Annotated in this window: 16 protein-coding genes (1 of these 16 running past the window's edge); 3 read left to right on the forward strand and 13 right to left on the reverse strand. The window is 49.0% G+C overall.

The features are described from left to right. Positions 1-358, reverse strand: the 5' portion of a protein-coding gene (locus F0316_RS13440) for a TrkH family potassium uptake protein (protein WP_149560549.1). Its footprint begins 1,100 nt before the window's first position; the window shows 358 of its 1,458 coding nt (coding positions 1-358); the start codon lies at positions 356-358; its stop codon lies beyond the left edge, outside the window. 19 nt (positions 359-377) lie between these two features. After that, the gene (locus tag F0316_RS13445) at positions 378-1,010 is read right to left on the reverse strand and encodes a YigZ family protein (RefSeq protein WP_001048718.1); all 633 of its coding nucleotides are present in this window, start codon (positions 1,008-1,010) and stop codon (positions 378-380) included. Positions 1,011-1,220: 210 nt separating this feature from the next. Here F0316_RS13445 and fadB point away from each other — a divergent pair, with 210 nt between their 5' ends. Together fadB and fadA are read left to right on the forward strand one after the other, a co-directional pair. After that, the gene (fadB, locus tag F0316_RS13450; protein ID WP_000640240.1) at positions 1,221-3,392 is read left to right on the forward strand and encodes a fatty acid oxidation complex subunit alpha FadB; all 2,172 of its coding nucleotides are present in this window, start codon (positions 1,221-1,223) and stop codon (positions 3,390-3,392) included. 25 nt (positions 3,393-3,417) lie between these two features. Continuing rightward, a complete protein-coding gene (fadA, locus tag F0316_RS13455) occupies positions 3,418-4,581 on the forward strand; it encodes an acetyl-CoA C-acyltransferase FadA (RefSeq protein ID WP_001099262.1) in 1,164 nt (387 codons plus the stop codon). A 66-nt stretch (positions 4,582-4,647) separates the two neighbouring features. Here fadA and punR read toward each other — a convergent pair whose 3' ends face one another. Next, the gene (punR, locus tag F0316_RS13460) at positions 4,648-5,553 is read right to left on the reverse strand and encodes a DNA-binding transcriptional activator PunR (RefSeq protein WP_000491961.1); all 906 of its coding nucleotides are present in this window, start codon (positions 5,551-5,553) and stop codon (positions 4,648-4,650) included. Positions 5,554-5,711: 158 nt separating this feature from the next. Between punR and punC the strand changes: the two genes are divergently transcribed. Further along, the gene (gene punC, locus F0316_RS13465; protein WP_000868543.1) at positions 5,712-6,914 is read left to right on the forward strand and encodes a purine nucleoside transporter PunC; all 1,203 of its coding nucleotides are present in this window, start codon (positions 5,712-5,714) and stop codon (positions 6,912-6,914) included. A 59-nt stretch (positions 6,915-6,973) separates the two neighbouring features. Here punC and glmU read toward each other — a convergent pair whose 3' ends face one another. The 10 genes from glmU to F0316_RS13515 form a co-directional block, all read right to left on the reverse strand. Then, on the reverse strand, positions 6,974-8,335 hold the full coding sequence (gene glmU / locus F0316_RS13470) for a bifunctional UDP-N-acetylglucosamine diphosphorylase/glucosamine-1-phosphate N-acetyltransferase GlmU (protein WP_001892013.1): 1,362 nt from the start codon (positions 8,333-8,335) through the stop codon (positions 6,974-6,976). A gap of 246 nt (positions 8,336-8,581) precedes the next feature. Next, the gene (locus F0316_RS13475; RefSeq protein WP_000719050.1) at positions 8,582-9,004 is read right to left on the reverse strand and encodes a F0F1 ATP synthase subunit epsilon; all 423 of its coding nucleotides are present in this window, start codon (positions 9,002-9,004) and stop codon (positions 8,582-8,584) included. Between the two features lie 18 nt (positions 9,005-9,022). Further along, complete coding sequence (gene atpD / locus F0316_RS13480; protein WP_000190491.1) at positions 9,023-10,426, reverse strand: F0F1 ATP synthase subunit beta; 1,404 nt, start codon at positions 10,424-10,426, stop codon at positions 9,023-9,025. Positions 10,427-10,460: 34 nt separating this feature from the next. Then, on the reverse strand, positions 10,461-11,327 hold the full coding sequence (gene atpG / locus F0316_RS13485) for a F0F1 ATP synthase subunit gamma (RefSeq protein WP_000896515.1): 867 nt from the start codon (positions 11,325-11,327) through the stop codon (positions 10,461-10,463). Positions 11,328-11,371: 44 nt separating this feature from the next. Beyond that, positions 11,372-12,913, reverse strand: a complete 1,542-nt coding sequence (gene atpA, locus F0316_RS13490) for a F0F1 ATP synthase subunit alpha (protein WP_001176739.1) — start codon at positions 12,911-12,913, stop codon at positions 11,372-11,374. 13 nt (positions 12,914-12,926) lie between these two features. Beyond that, complete coding sequence (gene atpH, locus F0316_RS13495) at positions 12,927-13,460, reverse strand: F0F1 ATP synthase subunit delta (RefSeq protein ID WP_001281808.1); 534 nt, start codon at positions 13,458-13,460, stop codon at positions 12,927-12,929. Positions 13,461-13,474: 14 nt separating this feature from the next. Continuing rightward, on the reverse strand, positions 13,475-13,945 hold the full coding sequence (gene atpF / locus F0316_RS13500) for a F0F1 ATP synthase subunit B (RefSeq protein WP_001886316.1): 471 nt from the start codon (positions 13,943-13,945) through the stop codon (positions 13,475-13,477). A gap of 73 nt (positions 13,946-14,018) precedes the next feature. Further along, positions 14,019-14,276 (reverse strand): F0F1 ATP synthase subunit C, encoded by a 258-nt coding sequence (gene atpE / locus F0316_RS13505; RefSeq protein ID WP_000450922.1) that lies wholly within the window; start codon positions 14,274-14,276, stop codon positions 14,019-14,021. Positions 14,277-14,319: 43 nt separating this feature from the next. Beyond that, entirely contained in the window at positions 14,320-15,132 is an 813-nt protein-coding gene (atpB, locus tag F0316_RS13510; RefSeq protein WP_000729881.1) for a F0F1 ATP synthase subunit A, read from the reverse strand. A gap of 8 nt (positions 15,133-15,140) precedes the next feature. Further along, positions 15,141-15,530 (reverse strand): F0F1 ATP synthase subunit I, encoded by a 390-nt coding sequence (locus F0316_RS13515; protein ID WP_000226753.1) that lies wholly within the window; start codon positions 15,528-15,530, stop codon positions 15,141-15,143. Positions 15,531-15,597 lie beyond the last annotated feature (67 nt).

Genomic DNA, 15,597 nt, shown 5'->3' on the forward strand with positions numbered 1-15,597 from the left:
AGCCAACAATCACGGTCGCCCCCGTGGTCGTTAACGCCGAAAAGGATTCGAAAAACGCATCGGTGACTGAAATGTTGGGATCGGCTGCGAGCAAAAAAGGTAATGCGCCAGCGCTGCCGATTACTGTCCAGAACAATACGACGATTAAAAAACCATCCCGTGCCTTGAGTTCATGTTTATGATGGCGGTTCGGAAACCAAAATAAACCACCGCACAGCAGCAGAACAAAAAAAGTTGAGACAAACGGCACACCTGCCCCATCGCGGTAGATCAAAGCCACCAACGCAGGCGCAAGCATAGAAACGCTAAATAGAGCGAGCAAAAGCCCGACAATACGGATAATTGAACGAAATTGCATTATGGTTCGAGCTGACTCGCTAATTCTGACTATGTTGTGGTGAGCGACTCACCTGTATTTTCGCGCCACTTTTATTGATCAAGGCTTGTGTGAAAGCATCTGATTGCAATGCCTCTAATTCCACCACCATTTCGACTTGTTCATTATAGTGAGCCTCCATTTCCGTCGCAGAAAATTGCGCCATTAAGGAATGGAGTAATGGAATCATGGCGTAGTCTAGCGTCAGGTGCACAGATGTGGTGATTTTTTTCTCAATAGTTTGAAGTCGCTTGAGCGCTTGTTGCACACCGCCACCATACGCTTTCACTAAGCCACCGGTTCCCAATAGAACACCGCCATAATAACGGGTCACTACCGCCGTAATTTCGCCGATATGAGACCCCGTGAGCTGAGCCAAGATGGGTTTTCCCGCAGTACCGGATGGCTCACCATCATCACTCAATCCCCACAGCATGGAGTTTTCAGGTCGCCCAGCCACAAACGCCCAGCAGTTGTGTCTCGCATCCGCATGACGCTGCTTAATCTCATCAACAAACGCTTTGGCACTGGCAAGATCTGGCGTATGTGCCAAATAGGTAATAAACAGACTCTTTTTAATCTCTTCTTCAAACCGAACAGAAGCCATGGGAATGAGGTAGGGATGAAGATTCATAACTCAGGTCTCAATAAAAAAGGCGCCCAGTGTAACACGGCCTCACCATAAGCTCGACTCGACTTAACGCACAATGTTAAACACTTGTTTAAAAAATGTATTGAAATTAGCTAATCTCAGGTTCAAACTTAGGCAACTGGTCAAACCAGAACATAAAAATGACAACCGCTCTCTCACACAATCACTGATTGTATGTCACGGAGATAGACAATGATTTACCAAGCCAAAACCCTACAGGTAAAGCAACTCGCTAATGGAATTGCCGAGCTCTCTTTCTGTGCTCCTGCTTCCGTTAACAAACTGGATTTACACACACTGGAATCCCTCGATAAAGCGTTAGATGCGCTCGCTGCCGATTCCAGTGTCAAAGGCCTCCTACTCAGCTCAGATAAAGAGGCTTTTATCGTCGGCGCTGATATCACCGAATTTCTGGGGCTATTTGCCAAACCGGAAGCAGAATTGGATGAGTGGTTGCAGTTTGCTAATCGCATTTTTAACAAGTTGGAAGATTTACCTTTCCCCACCTTGTCAGCGTTAAAAGGCCATACACTTGGCGGCGGCTGTGAATGTGTACTCGCCACCGATTTTCGGATTGGTGATGCCACCACCAGCATTGGCTTGCCTGAAACCAAACTGGGCATCATGCCGGGATTTGGCGGCACCGTGCGTCTGCCACGTTTGATTGGCGCTGATAGCGCGATGGAAATCATCACCCAAGGTAAAGCGTGCCGCGCGGAAGAAGCGTTAAAAGTGGGATTACTGGATGCGATTGTCGATAGCGACAAACTGATCGATTCCGCAATCACCACGTTGACTCAAGCGATTGAAGAAAAACTGGATTGGCAAAAACGCCGTCAGCAGAAAACCTCAGCGCTGACTCTAAGCAAGCTGGAAGCCATGATGAGCTTTACCATGGCAAAAGGCATGGTGGCGCAAGTGGCAGGTAAACACTATCCAGCACCGATGACATCTGTCGTGACCATTGAAGAAGCGGCGCGTTTACCACGCGATGCTGCGCTGGATATCGAGCGCAAACACTTCATCAAGCTCGCAAAATCTACCGAGGCGCAAGCACTGGTTGGTATTTTCCTCAATGATCAATACATCAAAGGCTTAGCCAAACAATCCGCGAAAGCGGCAAGCCAAGACACCCAACACGCCGCCGTGCTCGGCGCGGGCATTATGGGTGGCGGCATCGCCTATCAATCAGCTCTCAAAGGTGTACCTGTGCTGATGAAAGACATCGCACCGCACTCTTTAGAACTGGGCATGACCGAAGCGGCCAAGCTCCTCAACAAACAGTTAGAGCGCGGCAAGATCGATGGTTTCAAAATGGCTGGCATTCTGGCTTCCATCACCCCTTCTCTGCATTACGCTGGGATTGATCAGGCGGATGTGATTGTTGAGGCCGTGGTGGAAAATCCGAAAGTAAAAGCCGCGGTACTGAGCGAAGTGGAAGGATTGGTCGATGCAGAAACGATTCTGACCTCCAATACCTCGACCATTCCCATTAACCTGCTCGCCAAATCACTCAAGCGCCCACAGAATTTCTGTGGCATGCACTTCTTTAACCCTGTGCATCGCATGCCTTTGGTGGAAATCATCCGTGGTGAACACACCTCAGAAGACACCATCAACCGAGTGGTTGCTTATGCGGCGAAAATGGGCAAATCACCGATTGTGGTCAATGACTGCCCAGGCTTCTTCGTTAACCGCGTACTCTTCCCTTACTTTGCAGGCTTTAGCCTACTGATGCGTGATGGTGCAAACTTCACCGAAATCGACAAAGTGATGGAGCGTCAATTCGGCTGGCCAATGGGCCCTGCGTATTTGCTTGATGTGGTCGGCATTGATACTGCACACCATGCTCAGGCAGTGATGGCGGAAGGCTTCCCAACTCGCATGGCGAAAAGCGGCCGAGAAGCGATTGATGCCCTGTACGAAGCGAAAAAATTTGGCCAGAAAAATGGCAGCGGCTTCTATCAGTACACCGTTGATAAAAAAGGCAAACCGAAAAAAGCCTTCAGCGATGACGTGCTCGCCATTCTTGCGCCTGTATGCGGCGCACCACAAAGCTTTGACCCACAAACCATTATCGAACGCACTATGATTCCAATGATTAATGAAGTAGTGCTCTGTCTTGAAGAAGGGATCATCGCCTCCGCGCAAGAAGCTGACATGGCGTTGGTGTACGGTCTTGGCTTCCCTCCGTTCCGTGGTGGTGTATTCCGTTACTTAGATACCATCGGCATCGCCAACTATGTGGCTATGGCGGAAAAATACGCTGACCTCGGCGCGCTCTATCAAGTACCGCAGCTGCTGAAGAACATGGCGCAACAAGGAACATCTTTCTACAGCGCTCAGCAAGCCAGTGCCCTGTAAATCGGTTTAGAAAAGGAATAACAAAATGAATACAGTAGTGATTGTTGATTGCCTACGTACTCCGATGGGACGCTCCAAAGGCGGTGCGTTTCGCCACCAACGTGCGGAAGATCTTTCAGCACATTTGATGAAGGGCATTCTGGCGCGCAACCCACAGGTCAATCCCAAAGAGATTGAAGACATTTATTGGGGCTGTGTGCAGCAAACGCTTGAACAAGGCTTTAACGTTGCGCGTAACGCAGCGCTGCTTGCGGGTCTGCCAATTGAGATTGGCGCGGTCACCGTCAACCGTTTGTGTGGATCGTCCATGCAAGCACTGCATGATGCGGCGCGCGCAATCATGGTTGGCGATGCAGAGATCTGTTTAGTGGGAGGCGTTGAGCACATGGGCCACGTGCCAATGACTCACGGCGTTGATTTCCATCCGGGCCTGTCTAAGAACGTGGCCAAAGCAGCGGGAATGATGGGACTGACCGCAGAGATGCTTGGCAAGCTGCATGGTATTAGCCGTCAGCAGCAAGATGAGTTCGCTGCGCGCTCCCATGCGCGTGCTCATGCGGCAACATTAGAAGGTCGCTTTAAAAACGAGATTCTGCCCACCGAGGGGCATGCTGCCGATGGTACGCTGTTTACCCTCGATTACGATGAAGTGATCCGCCCGGAAACCACAGTGGCGGGATTAGCTGAACTGCGTCCCGTATTCGATCCGGCTAACGGAACTGTGACTGCAGGAACCTCTTCAGCCCTTTCGGATGGTGCTTCAGCGATGTTGGTGATGAGTGAACAGAAAGCCAAAGCGCTCGGTTTAACCATTCGCGCCCGCATTAAAGCGATGGCCGTGGCCGGTTGCGATCCTTCCATCATGGGTTACGGCCCAGTACCTGCAACCCATAAAGCGCTCAAACGTGCGGGTTTAACCATGCAGGATATGGATGTGGTGGAATTGAACGAAGCGTTTGCCGCGCAATCTCTACCTTGCGCAAAAGACTTGGGCTTACTGGAGATGATGGATGACAAGGTCAACCTCAATGGCGGCGCGATAGCGCTCGGTCATCCACTGGGTTGCTCGGGTACACGTATCTCAACCACGCTGATCAATTTGATGGAAGCCAAAGATGCGAAATATGGCCTTGCCACCATGTGTATCGGCTTAGGTCAGGGTATCGCGACCATTTTTGAGCGCCCATAACCCTTACGTTTTGTCTATCACTGAAGCGTCGTTTAAGAGCCAGCAACGCTGGCTCTTATTATTAGGTTATTTAGCTTGTAGCCAATCACTGTAAAGTTGATCGCTACTGCCCAGATAATTCACCATCCACTCAATCAATTTATGATTATCGTCTTTGCGCCACACTAGGCAGCAGTGGCTAAGCAGTTTTTCATCGGGCAGTACCTTCTCCACCAACTGACCGCTGGCCAGTAGCGGCTGCGCCATATGCCTTGGCATATAGCCGACCCCGAGTCCACTTTTTAAACTTTCAATCGCGCTGTACCAGTTTGGCAGCAGCAAACGACGCTGTTTAGGGTAGTGTTCAGTATGGCGTTTGGGTAATACGCTTGAGGTATCGTCCAAACAGATGGCTAAAAACTGGCTGATAAACTCTTCACTCAAATTCTGCTCGCGCACGCAGGGGTGATTGGGTGACATCACAAATGCCCAGTCAAGAATGCCCATATCGCGCACTTCAAAATCGCCGCCCACTGGTACTGCTGCCGTTGCGCCAATCACGATATCGGCGCGGCCTTGTGCAATCGCTTCCCACGAGCCGTTGAACACTTCCATGTTGATCTGTAGCTCGGCGAAATCAAAGGTTTGGTAGAAGGCTTCCACCATCGGCTTCATCTTGTCCAGCTTGACTACGTTATCGAGTGTCACTTTCAAGGTTTTACGCCAACCATGCGCAGCGCGTTTGGTTTGCGCGCGGATCTCCTCCATCTGGCGCAGTAACTGCCTTGCCTCAAGCATAAACAGCTCACCAGCCGGGGTTAGCTCGACCTTACGCGGTAAACGGCGAAACAGCACCACACCCAGTTCACTCTCTATTTGGCGCACACTGTAGCTGATCGCCGAAGGCACTTTGTGCAGCACCTCTGCTGCCGCAGTAAAACTGCCTAAACGCGCTACGGCATCCAACATCTCCAAAGAGGATTTGGAAAACATCACTCACCTACCTATCAATTTTTTTGCATGATAACCGAAAAATTTGCCGTTTCTCTTCATCAAAAGACAAAACTAGAATGTAACTACAGAAAAATCCTGGTTGGCGCCAACGGATACTGAAAAAAACATGTGTGAATAATTTTGATGGACATGAAAAAATGAAAGTATCTTTCTTCCAGTTGGTTTACCTTTCGGCACTCTCCATGCTCGGTTTTATTGCCACCGACATGTATCTGCCTGCGTTTAAAATGATGGAAACCGCTTTTGCGACCGGCCCTGAACAAATCGCTCTATCACTGACGGTGTTCTTAGTGGGGATGGCGCTTGGCCAGTTACTGTGGGGCTTAGCTTCCGACAAATTTGGCCATCGTAATACGCTGATTGCTGGCTTACTCGTTTTTACCCTCGCCTCTGCCGGACTCGCGTTTAGCTCAACGGTATGGCAACTGCTACTGCTGCGTTTTATCCAAGCGATTGGGGTGTGCGCGCCAGCGGTCATTTGGCAGGCGATGGTGATCAAGCGTTACCCAAGCTCAGTCAGCCAACAGCTTTTTGCGACCATCATGCCACTGGTAGCGCTCTCTCCAGCACTAGCACCGCAACTGGGTGTGCTGCTGGCAGATTACTTTGGCTGGCACAGCATCTTTTTGACGTTAACCTTGATGGGTATTGTGTTGGTGGTGAGTACGGGCTTACAAACCAATGAAATTGCTGAGCCAAAAACCACTTCTATCGCGCAAGATATTAAAGGTTTACTGAAAAGCAAAACCTATCTCGGCAATGTGATGATGTTTGCTTGTGCATCGGCGGCGTTTTTTGCCTACCTGACCGGGATGCCGGAAATCATGGCGCAGCTTGGTTATCAAGCACGGGACATTGGCCTGAGCTTTATTCCACAAACCATTGCATTTATGGTGGGTGGCTACCTAGGTAAGAAAGCGGTTCAGAAATACGGTGATGAACTGGTGCTCAAACAGTTGATTGCGCTGTTTACCCTGTCAGCGGCGATGATTTTTGTCGCCTCACAATGGACGCTCAGCTCAATTTGGCCAATCTTGGCTCCATTCTGCTTGATTGCGGTGGCCAATGGTGCCATGTATCCGATAGTGGTCAACCGTGCTTTATCCAGTGCTAAGCAAAGCCCAGCAACCGCTGCCGGATTACAAAACAGCTTACAGATCAGTGTCAGCAGTTTATCCAGCGCCCTAGTGGCTGCGCTTGCCAGCCAAGCTCAGCCAGTGACAGGCATTGCGATTGTGTTGTGTACAGGCGGGTTGTGGATAGGTTACATACTCTCTAACCGTCAGTTACGTGAACAGTTCACCACCCCCGACAATGCTCGCGTGGTCAGTGACGAATAAACTGTACTTGAGTAATACAAAAAGAGCCGCGAATGCGGCTCTTTTTTCAATCGGTTCAATTATTTCTTTTTCGCCGGACGCTGCCAGCCAGCAATTTTGCGCTCTGGCGCACGAGTGATGACTAACTCACCTTCAGCGACATTCTTCGTCAGGGTTGTACCGGCACCAATGGTCGCACCGTTACCAATGGTTACAGGCGCTACGAGCTGGCAATCAGAACCCACAAACACATCATCGCCAATCACGGTTTTGTGCTTATTGGCACCGTCGTAGTTACAGGTGATCACCCCAGCGCCCACATTCACGCCTTTGCCAATCTCAGCATCGCCAAGATAAGTCAGGTGATTGGCTTTTGAACCTTCACCAAGACGAGCATTTTTCATCTCCACAAAGTTGCCGACATGCGCATCATCGCGTAGCTCTGCTCCGGGACGTAGACGAGTAAACGGCCCAACTGTACAGTTTTCACCGACCGTCGCCCCTTCAATTACGCTGTATGGGCGGATCACCGTGTTGTCATCAATCTCACAATCTTTGAGAATTGAGCCCGCGCCAATCACTACGTTATTACCGATCGATACATTGCCTTCAATAATCACGTTAACATCGATTTCCACATCCGAACCGCACTGCAGTGTTCCGCGCAGGTCAAAACGTGCAGGATCGCGCAGCATCACACCTTGCTCAAGCAGCTTCTTGGCCTGACGCGCTTGGAAAGCACGCTCAAGACGCGCCAATTGAATGCGATCGTTTACCCCTTCCACTTCGATTGAGTGTGAAGGATGCACCGCTTCGACGGCACGACCTTCATCATGCGCTGCCGCAATCACGTCAGTCAGGTAGTATTCGCCTTGCGCGTTATTGTTGTTTAGCCCTGCCAACCAACGCTTAAGGTCACGGCCAGTCGCCACCAGCACCCCTGTGTTGACTTCTTTGATCAGCTTTTGCTCTTCACTGGCATCTTTTTGCTCAACGATCGCCACCACAGGGCCACGTTTACGCACAATACGGCCGTACCCCGTTGGGTCTTCCAGAACAACAGTCAGTAGTGCAATGCCATCGGTGGGCTGTGCTTCAAGTAAACTTTCAATAGTGTCTTCAGAAATCAGCGGTACATCCCCGTACAACACCAAGATTTTTTCATCATCTTGGAAATGGGGAGAGGCCTGATCTACGGCGTGCCCTGTTCCCAGTTGCTGCGCTTGCAAAACCCAGTTGACGTTTTCGTTCACCAGAGCTTGCTGCATCTGGTCGCCACCATGGCCATAAACCAGATGGATATTTTGCGCGCCTAGGTTATTACACGTATCAATGACGTGTTTGACCATAGGCTTACCCGCCAATGTATGCAGCACCTTCGGCATATTGGAGTGCATACGAGTTCCTTTCCCTGCCGCGAGAATTACCGTACTGAATTTCATTTGTTATCTACCTAGTCATTTTTCTGCGTCGTATTCTAAACAGCAAACTGAAAATAGTTAATTGCCGATTATCTCGAAAATAAGAAGAGCGATTATTTTCATAGAAAATCACGTTTATTTATTAGTGATCAGTCAATAACGGGACAAAAAACATCCCATAACGTCACACGCTCTTACCGATAAGCGGAGCATAAGAGACAAAAAAGCCTGACATAAGTCAGGCTTTTTATCAGCTTATTTGCATGATTAACGACGCTTTTTGGTCAGTTCAATCACGCGAAGCTGTGCGATGGCTTTAGCCAGTTCACTGGCCGCTTGTGCAAAGTCCATATCGCCATGCTGGTTGAGAATACGCTCTTCCGCACGACGTTTGGCTTCTTCTGCCTTAGCTGCGTCCAGATCTTCTCCACGGATTGCGGTATCGGCCAACACAGTCGCTGTGCCCGGCTGAACCTCAACAATACCACCTGAGACATAAATGTACTCTTCGTGGCCGTGCAGTTTCACAATACGCACCATACCAGGCTTGATAGCGGTCAGCAGCGGTGTATGGCCGTGGAAAATACCCAGCTCACCTTCGCTACCGGTCACCTGAAACGTTTCAACCAAGCCAGAGAACAGTTTTTTCTCTGCGCTCACTACGTCCAGATGAAAGGTTATTGCTGCCATATCGCCTCCTAGTCAGCCTTATAGCTTCTTCGCATTCTCGATAGCATCGTCAATCGTACCGCAGTACATAAACGCTTGCTCTGGAATGTCATCGTAGTCACCTGCCAGCAGACCTTTGAAACCACGCAGGGTTTCTTTCAGAGGTACGTATACCCCTGGATCGCCAGTAAAGACTTCTGCTACGTGGTAAGGCTGTGTCAGGAAACGTTCGATCTTACGCGCACGAGCAACGACTTGCTTGTCCGCTTCAGACAGTTCGTCCATACCTAGAATCGCGATGATGTCTTTCAGCTCTTTATAGCGTTGTAGCGTTGCTTGCACGCCACGCGCCACATCGTAGTGCTCTTGACCAACAACCAGTGGATCCAATTGACGTGAAGTCGAATCCAGTGGGTCGATCGCTGGGTATAGACCCATAGCGGCGATGTTACGGTTCAGAACCACAGTTGCATCTAAGTGAGCAAACGTGGTTGCTGGTGATGGGTCAGTCAAGTCATCCGCAGGTACGTATACCGCTTGTACAGAGGTGATAGAACCTTTTTTGGTTGACGTGATACGTTCTTGCAGAACACCCATCTCTTCAGCCAGTGTTGGCTGGTAACCTACCGCTGAAGGCATACGGCCAAGCAGAGCAGATACTTCCGTTCCCGCTAGGGTGTAACGGTAGATGTTGTCGATAAACAGCAGTACGTCACGGCCTTCATCACGGAACTTTTCCGCCATAGTCAGACCAGTCAGTGCTACACGCAGACGGTTGCCTGGTGGCTCGTTCATCTGACCGTAAACCATCGCTACTTTCGACAGTTCTGGTTGTTCAACGTTTACAACGCCCGCTTCCTGCATTTCGTGGTAGAAGTCGTTACCCTCACGAGTACGCTCACCTACCCCAGCAAATACTGACAAACCTGAGTGCTGTAGCGCGATGTTGTTGATAAGTTCCATCATGTTAACGGTCTTACCTACACCCGCACCACCGAACAGACCGATTTTACCGCCTTTCGCAAACGGACAGATCAGGTCGATAACCTTAACACCCGTTTCCAAAAGTTCAGTTGCACTAGACTGTTCTTCGTAGCTTGGAGCAGGACGGTGAATCGAGTACACCTCTTCTGCGCCAATGTCGCCACGTTCGTCAATCGCATCACCAAGCACGTTCATGATACGACCTAGGGTTTTAGTACCTACTGGTACTGAAATTGGAGCGCCAGTGTTTTGTACTGTCATTCCACGACGTAAACCATCCGAGCTACCCATAACGATAGCGCGAATTACGCCACCGCCTAGCTGCTGTTGAACTTCCAGAACCAGACGTTCTTTGGAATCCACAACATTCAGAGCATCGTAAACACTTGGTACTTCGCTCTGTGGGAACTCTACGTCGACTACCGCACCGATGATCTGTACGATCTTACCTGTAGCCATCGTTAATCCTCTAAACTGTTTGTTTTACCTAAGCTTAAACCGCAGCCGCGCCGCCTACGATTTCCGACAATTCTTGTGTAATCGCCGCCTGACGGGCTTTGTTGTACACAAGTTGTAAATCATCAATCAGGTTGCTCGCGTTATCGGTAGCAGCTTTCATCGCAACCATTCGGGCTGCTTGCTCACACGCTAGGTTTTCTACAACACCTTGATAAACCTGCGACTCAATGAAGCGCAGTAAAAGCGCATCTAATAGAGGCTTTGGTTCAGGCTCGTAGATGTAGTCCCACATGTGATCACGCTGCATATCTTCGCTGTCCGATTTTGGCAAAGGTAGCAATTGATCGATCTTTGGTTTTTGCACCATGGTGTTCACAAACTGGTTGAACACCAGATAGAGGCGGTCTAACTCACCTTTATCGTATTTCTTCAGCATGACGCCAACCGAACCGATCAGATCTTCTAAGCTTGGGCTGTCGCCCAAACCAGAAACCTGAGCGGCAACTTTCGCGCCGCTGTTGTTGAAAAAAGCGGTCGCTTTCGAGCCGATAATCGCCAGCTCAATCTGCGCACCTTTCTCTTTCCAAGTTTGCATATCCGTGATGGCTTTTTTGAACAAGTTAATGTTCAAACCACCACACAAACCGCGGTCTGTAGAAATAATGATGTAACCAACTCGCTTCGCTTCACGCTCTTCTAGATACGGATGACGATACTCTAGACTTGCGTTGGCGACATGACCGATCACTTTACGTATTGTTTGTGCGTAAGGGCGTGATGACTCCATAGCGTCCTGTGAACGACGCATTTTTGAAGCAGCCACCATTTCCATCGCTTTCGTAATCTTCTGAGTGCTTTTCACACTCCCGATCTTAGTACGTATCTCTTTTGCGCCGGCCATCGTTACTCTCCGTTAGTTGGTGGCAGAAACTGCCACCGACCTCATTACCAAGTTTGGGTTGCTTTGAAATCGTCAACCAGCTTCTTCAGCTGAGCTTCGATCTCATCGTTGTAAGCACCCGTCTTGTCGATTTGCGCTGCCAATTCAGCGTAATGAGCACGAGCATACGATAGTAGAGCAGCTTCGAAGTCGAGAACTTTGTTCAGTTCTACGTCTGTCAGATAGCCACGTTCCGCAGCAAAGATCACCAGAGCCTGATCAAAGACAGACATTGGTGCATACTGTTTCTGCTTCATCAGTTCAGTCACTTTCTGACCGTGAGTCAGCTGACGCTTGGTCGCTTCATCCAGATCCGAAGAGAACTGAGCAAACGCCGCCAATTCACGGTAAGCAGCCAGAGCAGTACGGATACCACCAGAGAGCTTCTTAACGATCTTGGTTTGCGCTGCACCACCTACACGAGAAACTGAGATACCTGGGTCAACCGCTGGACGTACGCCCGCGTTGAACAGTTCAGTTTGTAGGAAGATCTGACCATCAGTGATCGAGATTACGTTGGTCGGTACGAATGCCGATACGTCACCAGCTTGAGTTTCGATGATTGGCAGAGCGGTTAGAGAACCGGTCTTACCTTTCACTTCACCCTTAGTGAAACGCTCTACGTACTCTTCGTTTACACGAGCGGCACGCTCTAGTAGACGAGAGTGGAGGTAGAACACGTCGCCAGGGAAAGCTTCACGGCCTGGTGGACGACGCAGAAGCAGTGAGATTTGACGGTAAGCAACAGCCTGTTTAGACAGGTCATCGTATACAATCAGCGCATCTTCACCGCGATCGCGGAAGTATTCACCCATCGCACAGCCTGAGTAAGGCGCGAGGTATTGCAGTGCAGCAGATTCAGACGCTGAAGCCACCACAACAATGGTGTTTTTCAGTGCGCCGTGCTCTTCCAATTTACGAACTACGTTCGCAATGGTTGACGCTTTCTGGCCGATAGCAACATAGATAGAGTAAATACCAGAGTTTTTCTGGTTGATGATCGCATCAATCGCCAACGCAGTTTTACCTGTTTGACGGTCACCGATGATCAGCTCACGCTGGCCACGGCCGATTGGAATCATCGAGTCCACTGATTTGTAACCAGTTTGAACAGGTTGATCAACCGACTTACGATCGATAACACCCGGTGCGATCACTTCAACTGGTGAAGTTTGTTTTGCACCGATTGGGCCTTTACCATCAATCGGCTCACCCAGAGTGTTAACTACACGACCTAGCAGCTCAGGACCAACAGGAACTTCCAAAATACGGCCAGTACCTGTTACTTTCATGCCTTCACGCAGATCCGCGTATGGACCCATTACTACCGCACCGACCGAGTCACGCTCAAGGTTCAGTGCCAGTGCATAACGGTTGCCCGGTAATTCAATCATTTCACCTTGCATAACATCTGCAAGGCCGTGAATACGAATGATACCGTCGCTTACCGATACGATAGTACCTTCGTTGCGAGCTTCACTAACAACGTTGAAAGATTCAATGCGTTGTTTGATCAGATCGCTAATTTCCGTGGAATTAAGTTGCATGCTCCAATCCCCATCAAGACTGCAATGCATCGCTCAGACGCTTCAAACGTCCGCGTGCTGAGTTATCGATGACTAAGTCTCCGGCTCGAATAATAACTCCGCCAAGCAGAGTCTCATCTACACTGCAATTCAGCTGAACTTTGCGCTCTAAACGCTGCTCAAGCTTGCTGCCAATTTCTGAACGCTGTTGTTCACTGAGTTCAGTAGCGGAAATCACTTCCACATCTACTTTCTTCTCATGTTCCTGCTTTAGCACAGCAAAGTGCTCATAAAGCGCAGGAATCGCCAACAGACGACCATTTTCTGCCATTACCTTAATCAGGTTTTGGCCATGACCATCAAGCTGTTCGCCACAAACTGCAATAAAAATCTCAGCCAATTTATTAGCTGAGCCCGAGCTGGTTAACAGCTCGTGCATTTGTTCGTTTTTTGCGACTTCAGCGGTGAAAGCAAGCATCTGGCTCCAATGGCCAAGTTGCTGTTTTTCTACCGCAAAATCAAAGGCTGCTTTAGCGTAGGGGCGTGCGATTGTAGTCAGATCCGACATATGCGCCCCCTCCGTTAAAGTTTTGCAGTAATGTTGTCGAGAATATCTTTGTGCGTATCTTTATCGATTGAACGCTCAAGAATTTTCTCAGCACCAGCAATTGCCAGAGTTGCAACCTGTTTACGCAGCTCATCGCGAGCACGGTTACGTTCTGCTTCAATCTCCGCTTCGGCTTGAGTCAGGATTTTCTGGCGTTCTGCCTGAGCTTCCTCACGTGCTTCGTCGATGATTTGTGCTTTACGTTTATTCGCTTGCTCAATGAGCTCAGTTGCTGTGCGTTTTGCTTCTTTCAATTGATCCGAAGCATTAGCTTGTGCCAGGTCTAGATCTTTCTTTGCACGCTCAGCGGCTTGCAAACCATCAGCAATTTTCTTCTGACGATCTTCAATCGCTTTGATAATCGGCGGCCACACATATTTCATGCAGAACCACACAAACATACCAAAGGCAATTGCTTGACCTAGCAGAGTTGCGTTCATATTCACAACAGCTACCCCCTAAAGTGGACTTAGTGTTAATCAACGACAAATCTTATCGATTTGTCAGGACAAAGCTTGATTAACCAGCTAGCTGACCAACGAATGGGTTTGCGAATGTGAATAGCAGAGCGATTACGATACCGATCATTGGAACCGCGTCCAGCAGACCTGCGATGATGAACATCTTAACTTGCAGCATAGGAGCCATTTCAGGTTGACGCGCAGCGCCTTCCAAAAACTTTCCGCCTAATACAGCGAAACCAATCGCAGTACCAACCGCACATAGACCAACAATAATAGCTACAGCGATTGCAGAGAAGCTCAATACAGTTTCCATCTAATTTCTCCAAAGATTCAATGGGTATTAAAAATTCAATTTATTAATGATCGTTATCTTCATGAGCCATTGACATATACACAATGGTCAACATCATAAATACAAACGATTGGATCAAAATAACCAAGATATGGAAGATAGCCCAAGGTAGGGATCCCATCCATTGCAGGTACCATGGCAGCATAGCCGCACAAAGAATAAACACTACTTCACCTGCAAACATGTTACCGAACAGACGCATACCGAGTGATAGCGGTTTCGCCAGCAGCGAAACAACTTCAATCAATAGGTTGAACGGAATCATGATCCAGTGATTAAACGGGTGTAGTGCCAACTCTTTTGCAAACCCGCCCAGACCTTTCACTTTGATGCTGTAGTAAATCATCAGAGCAAATACGCCTAGAGCCATAGCCATGGTGATATTCACATCAGCTGACGGCACCACTTTTAGGTAAGGGATACCAAGCCAATGCTGTGCTGGGTAAGGTAAGAAATCGATAGGCACAAGGTCCATCAAGTTCATTAAAAATACCCAACAAAAGATAGTGAGTGCCAAAGGAGCAATTAGTGGATTGCGACCATGGAAAGTGTCTTTGACGTTTTTGTCAACGAACTCTACCACCATCTCAACAGCACACTGCAGCTTACCCGGAACACCCGCTGTCGCTTTTCTGGCTACTGCACGGAATACTCCAAGGAATATCAGTCCAGTTAAAACAGAGAAGAACAGGCTATCGATGTGTACATTCCAGAAACTCGACTCTTCCGCCACTAGCCCCAACTTGTAAGTTGAAAGGTTAGTAAGGTGGTGAGTGATATAACTGGAAGGTGTGAGCGCTTCACCTGGCGCAGCCATAACTCATCCTATTTTTTGTTGTTAATGAATAGCACTGGCGCACAGATATTGATACCTAGAGCCAGCAAATAGGTTAGCTTCAGTGGAACAAGTTCCAACTGCATATACATGTAGGCAACGGAAAACAGGACGATAGTGATGAGAATTTTCAGCGCTTCACCCGTATAAAACGAGATGGCGACCATTTTTAACGCGCGCGCCCCTGCAAACAGGAAAGCACAACCCGCAAAAACAGCGTTAGCAATGACAAAAATGCCACCACCGACTAAGGCTGAAAGCCCCCAATCACCATTTACCGCCACTGCAAACACAGCTGCCGCAACCATAACTGCACTGAACTGGATCAATAACAATCGCTTTGCAAGCTCTCGTCCTTGCCTCGCTAGCACAGCTACCATGTATTCTTACCTCTAGTAATCACCACAGCTCGAACCGCTTTTTCGGACTGGGAAATTGGCGAAAATT

Origin of the sequence: Vibrio cholerae, assembly GCF_008369605.1 — a bacterium.
Lineage (GTDB): Bacteria > Pseudomonadota > Gammaproteobacteria > Enterobacterales > Vibrionaceae > Vibrio > Vibrio cholerae.

Coding starts and splice junctions, on each gene's coding strand:
- F0316_RS13445 (WP_001048718.1), bottom strand. CDS start 1,010: ATGAATCTTCATCCCTACCTCATTCCCATGGCTTCTGTTCGGTTTGAA.
- fadB (WP_000640240.1), top strand. CDS start 1,221: ATGATTTACCAAGCCAAAACCCTACAGGTAAAGCAACTCGCTAATGGA.
- fadA (WP_001099262.1), top strand. CDS start 3,418: ATGAATACAGTAGTGATTGTTGATTGCCTACGTACTCCGATGGGACGC.
- punR (WP_000491961.1), bottom strand. CDS start 5,553: ATGTTTTCCAAATCCTCTTTGGAGATGTTGGATGCCGTAGCGCGTTTA.
- punC (WP_000868543.1), top strand. CDS start 5,712: ATGAAAGTATCTTTCTTCCAGTTGGTTTACCTTTCGGCACTCTCCATG.
- glmU (WP_001892013.1), bottom strand. CDS start 8,335: ATGAAATTCAGTACGGTAATTCTCGCGGCAGGGAAAGGAACTCGTATG.
- F0316_RS13475 (WP_000719050.1), bottom strand. CDS start 9,004: ATGGCAGCAATAACCTTTCATCTGGACGTAGTGAGCGCAGAGAAAAAA.
- atpD (WP_000190491.1), bottom strand. CDS start 10,426: ATGGCTACAGGTAAGATCGTACAGATCATCGGTGCGGTAGTCGACGTA.
- atpG (WP_000896515.1), bottom strand. CDS start 11,327: ATGGCCGGCGCAAAAGAGATACGTACTAAGATCGGGAGTGTGAAAAGC.
- atpA (WP_001176739.1), bottom strand. CDS start 12,913: ATGCAACTTAATTCCACGGAAATTAGCGATCTGATCAAACAACGCATT.
- atpH (WP_001281808.1), bottom strand. CDS start 13,460: ATGTCGGATCTGACTACAATCGCACGCCCCTACGCTAAAGCAGCCTTT.
- atpE (WP_000450922.1), bottom strand. CDS start 14,276: ATGGAAACTGTATTGAGCTTCTCTGCAATCGCTGTAGCTATTATTGTT.
- atpB (WP_000729881.1), bottom strand. CDS start 15,132: ATGGCTGCGCCAGGTGAAGCGCTCACACCTTCCAGTTATATCACTCAC.
- F0316_RS13515 (WP_000226753.1), bottom strand. CDS start 15,530: ATGGTAGCTGTGCTAGCGAGGCAAGGACGAGAGCTTGCAAAGCGATTG.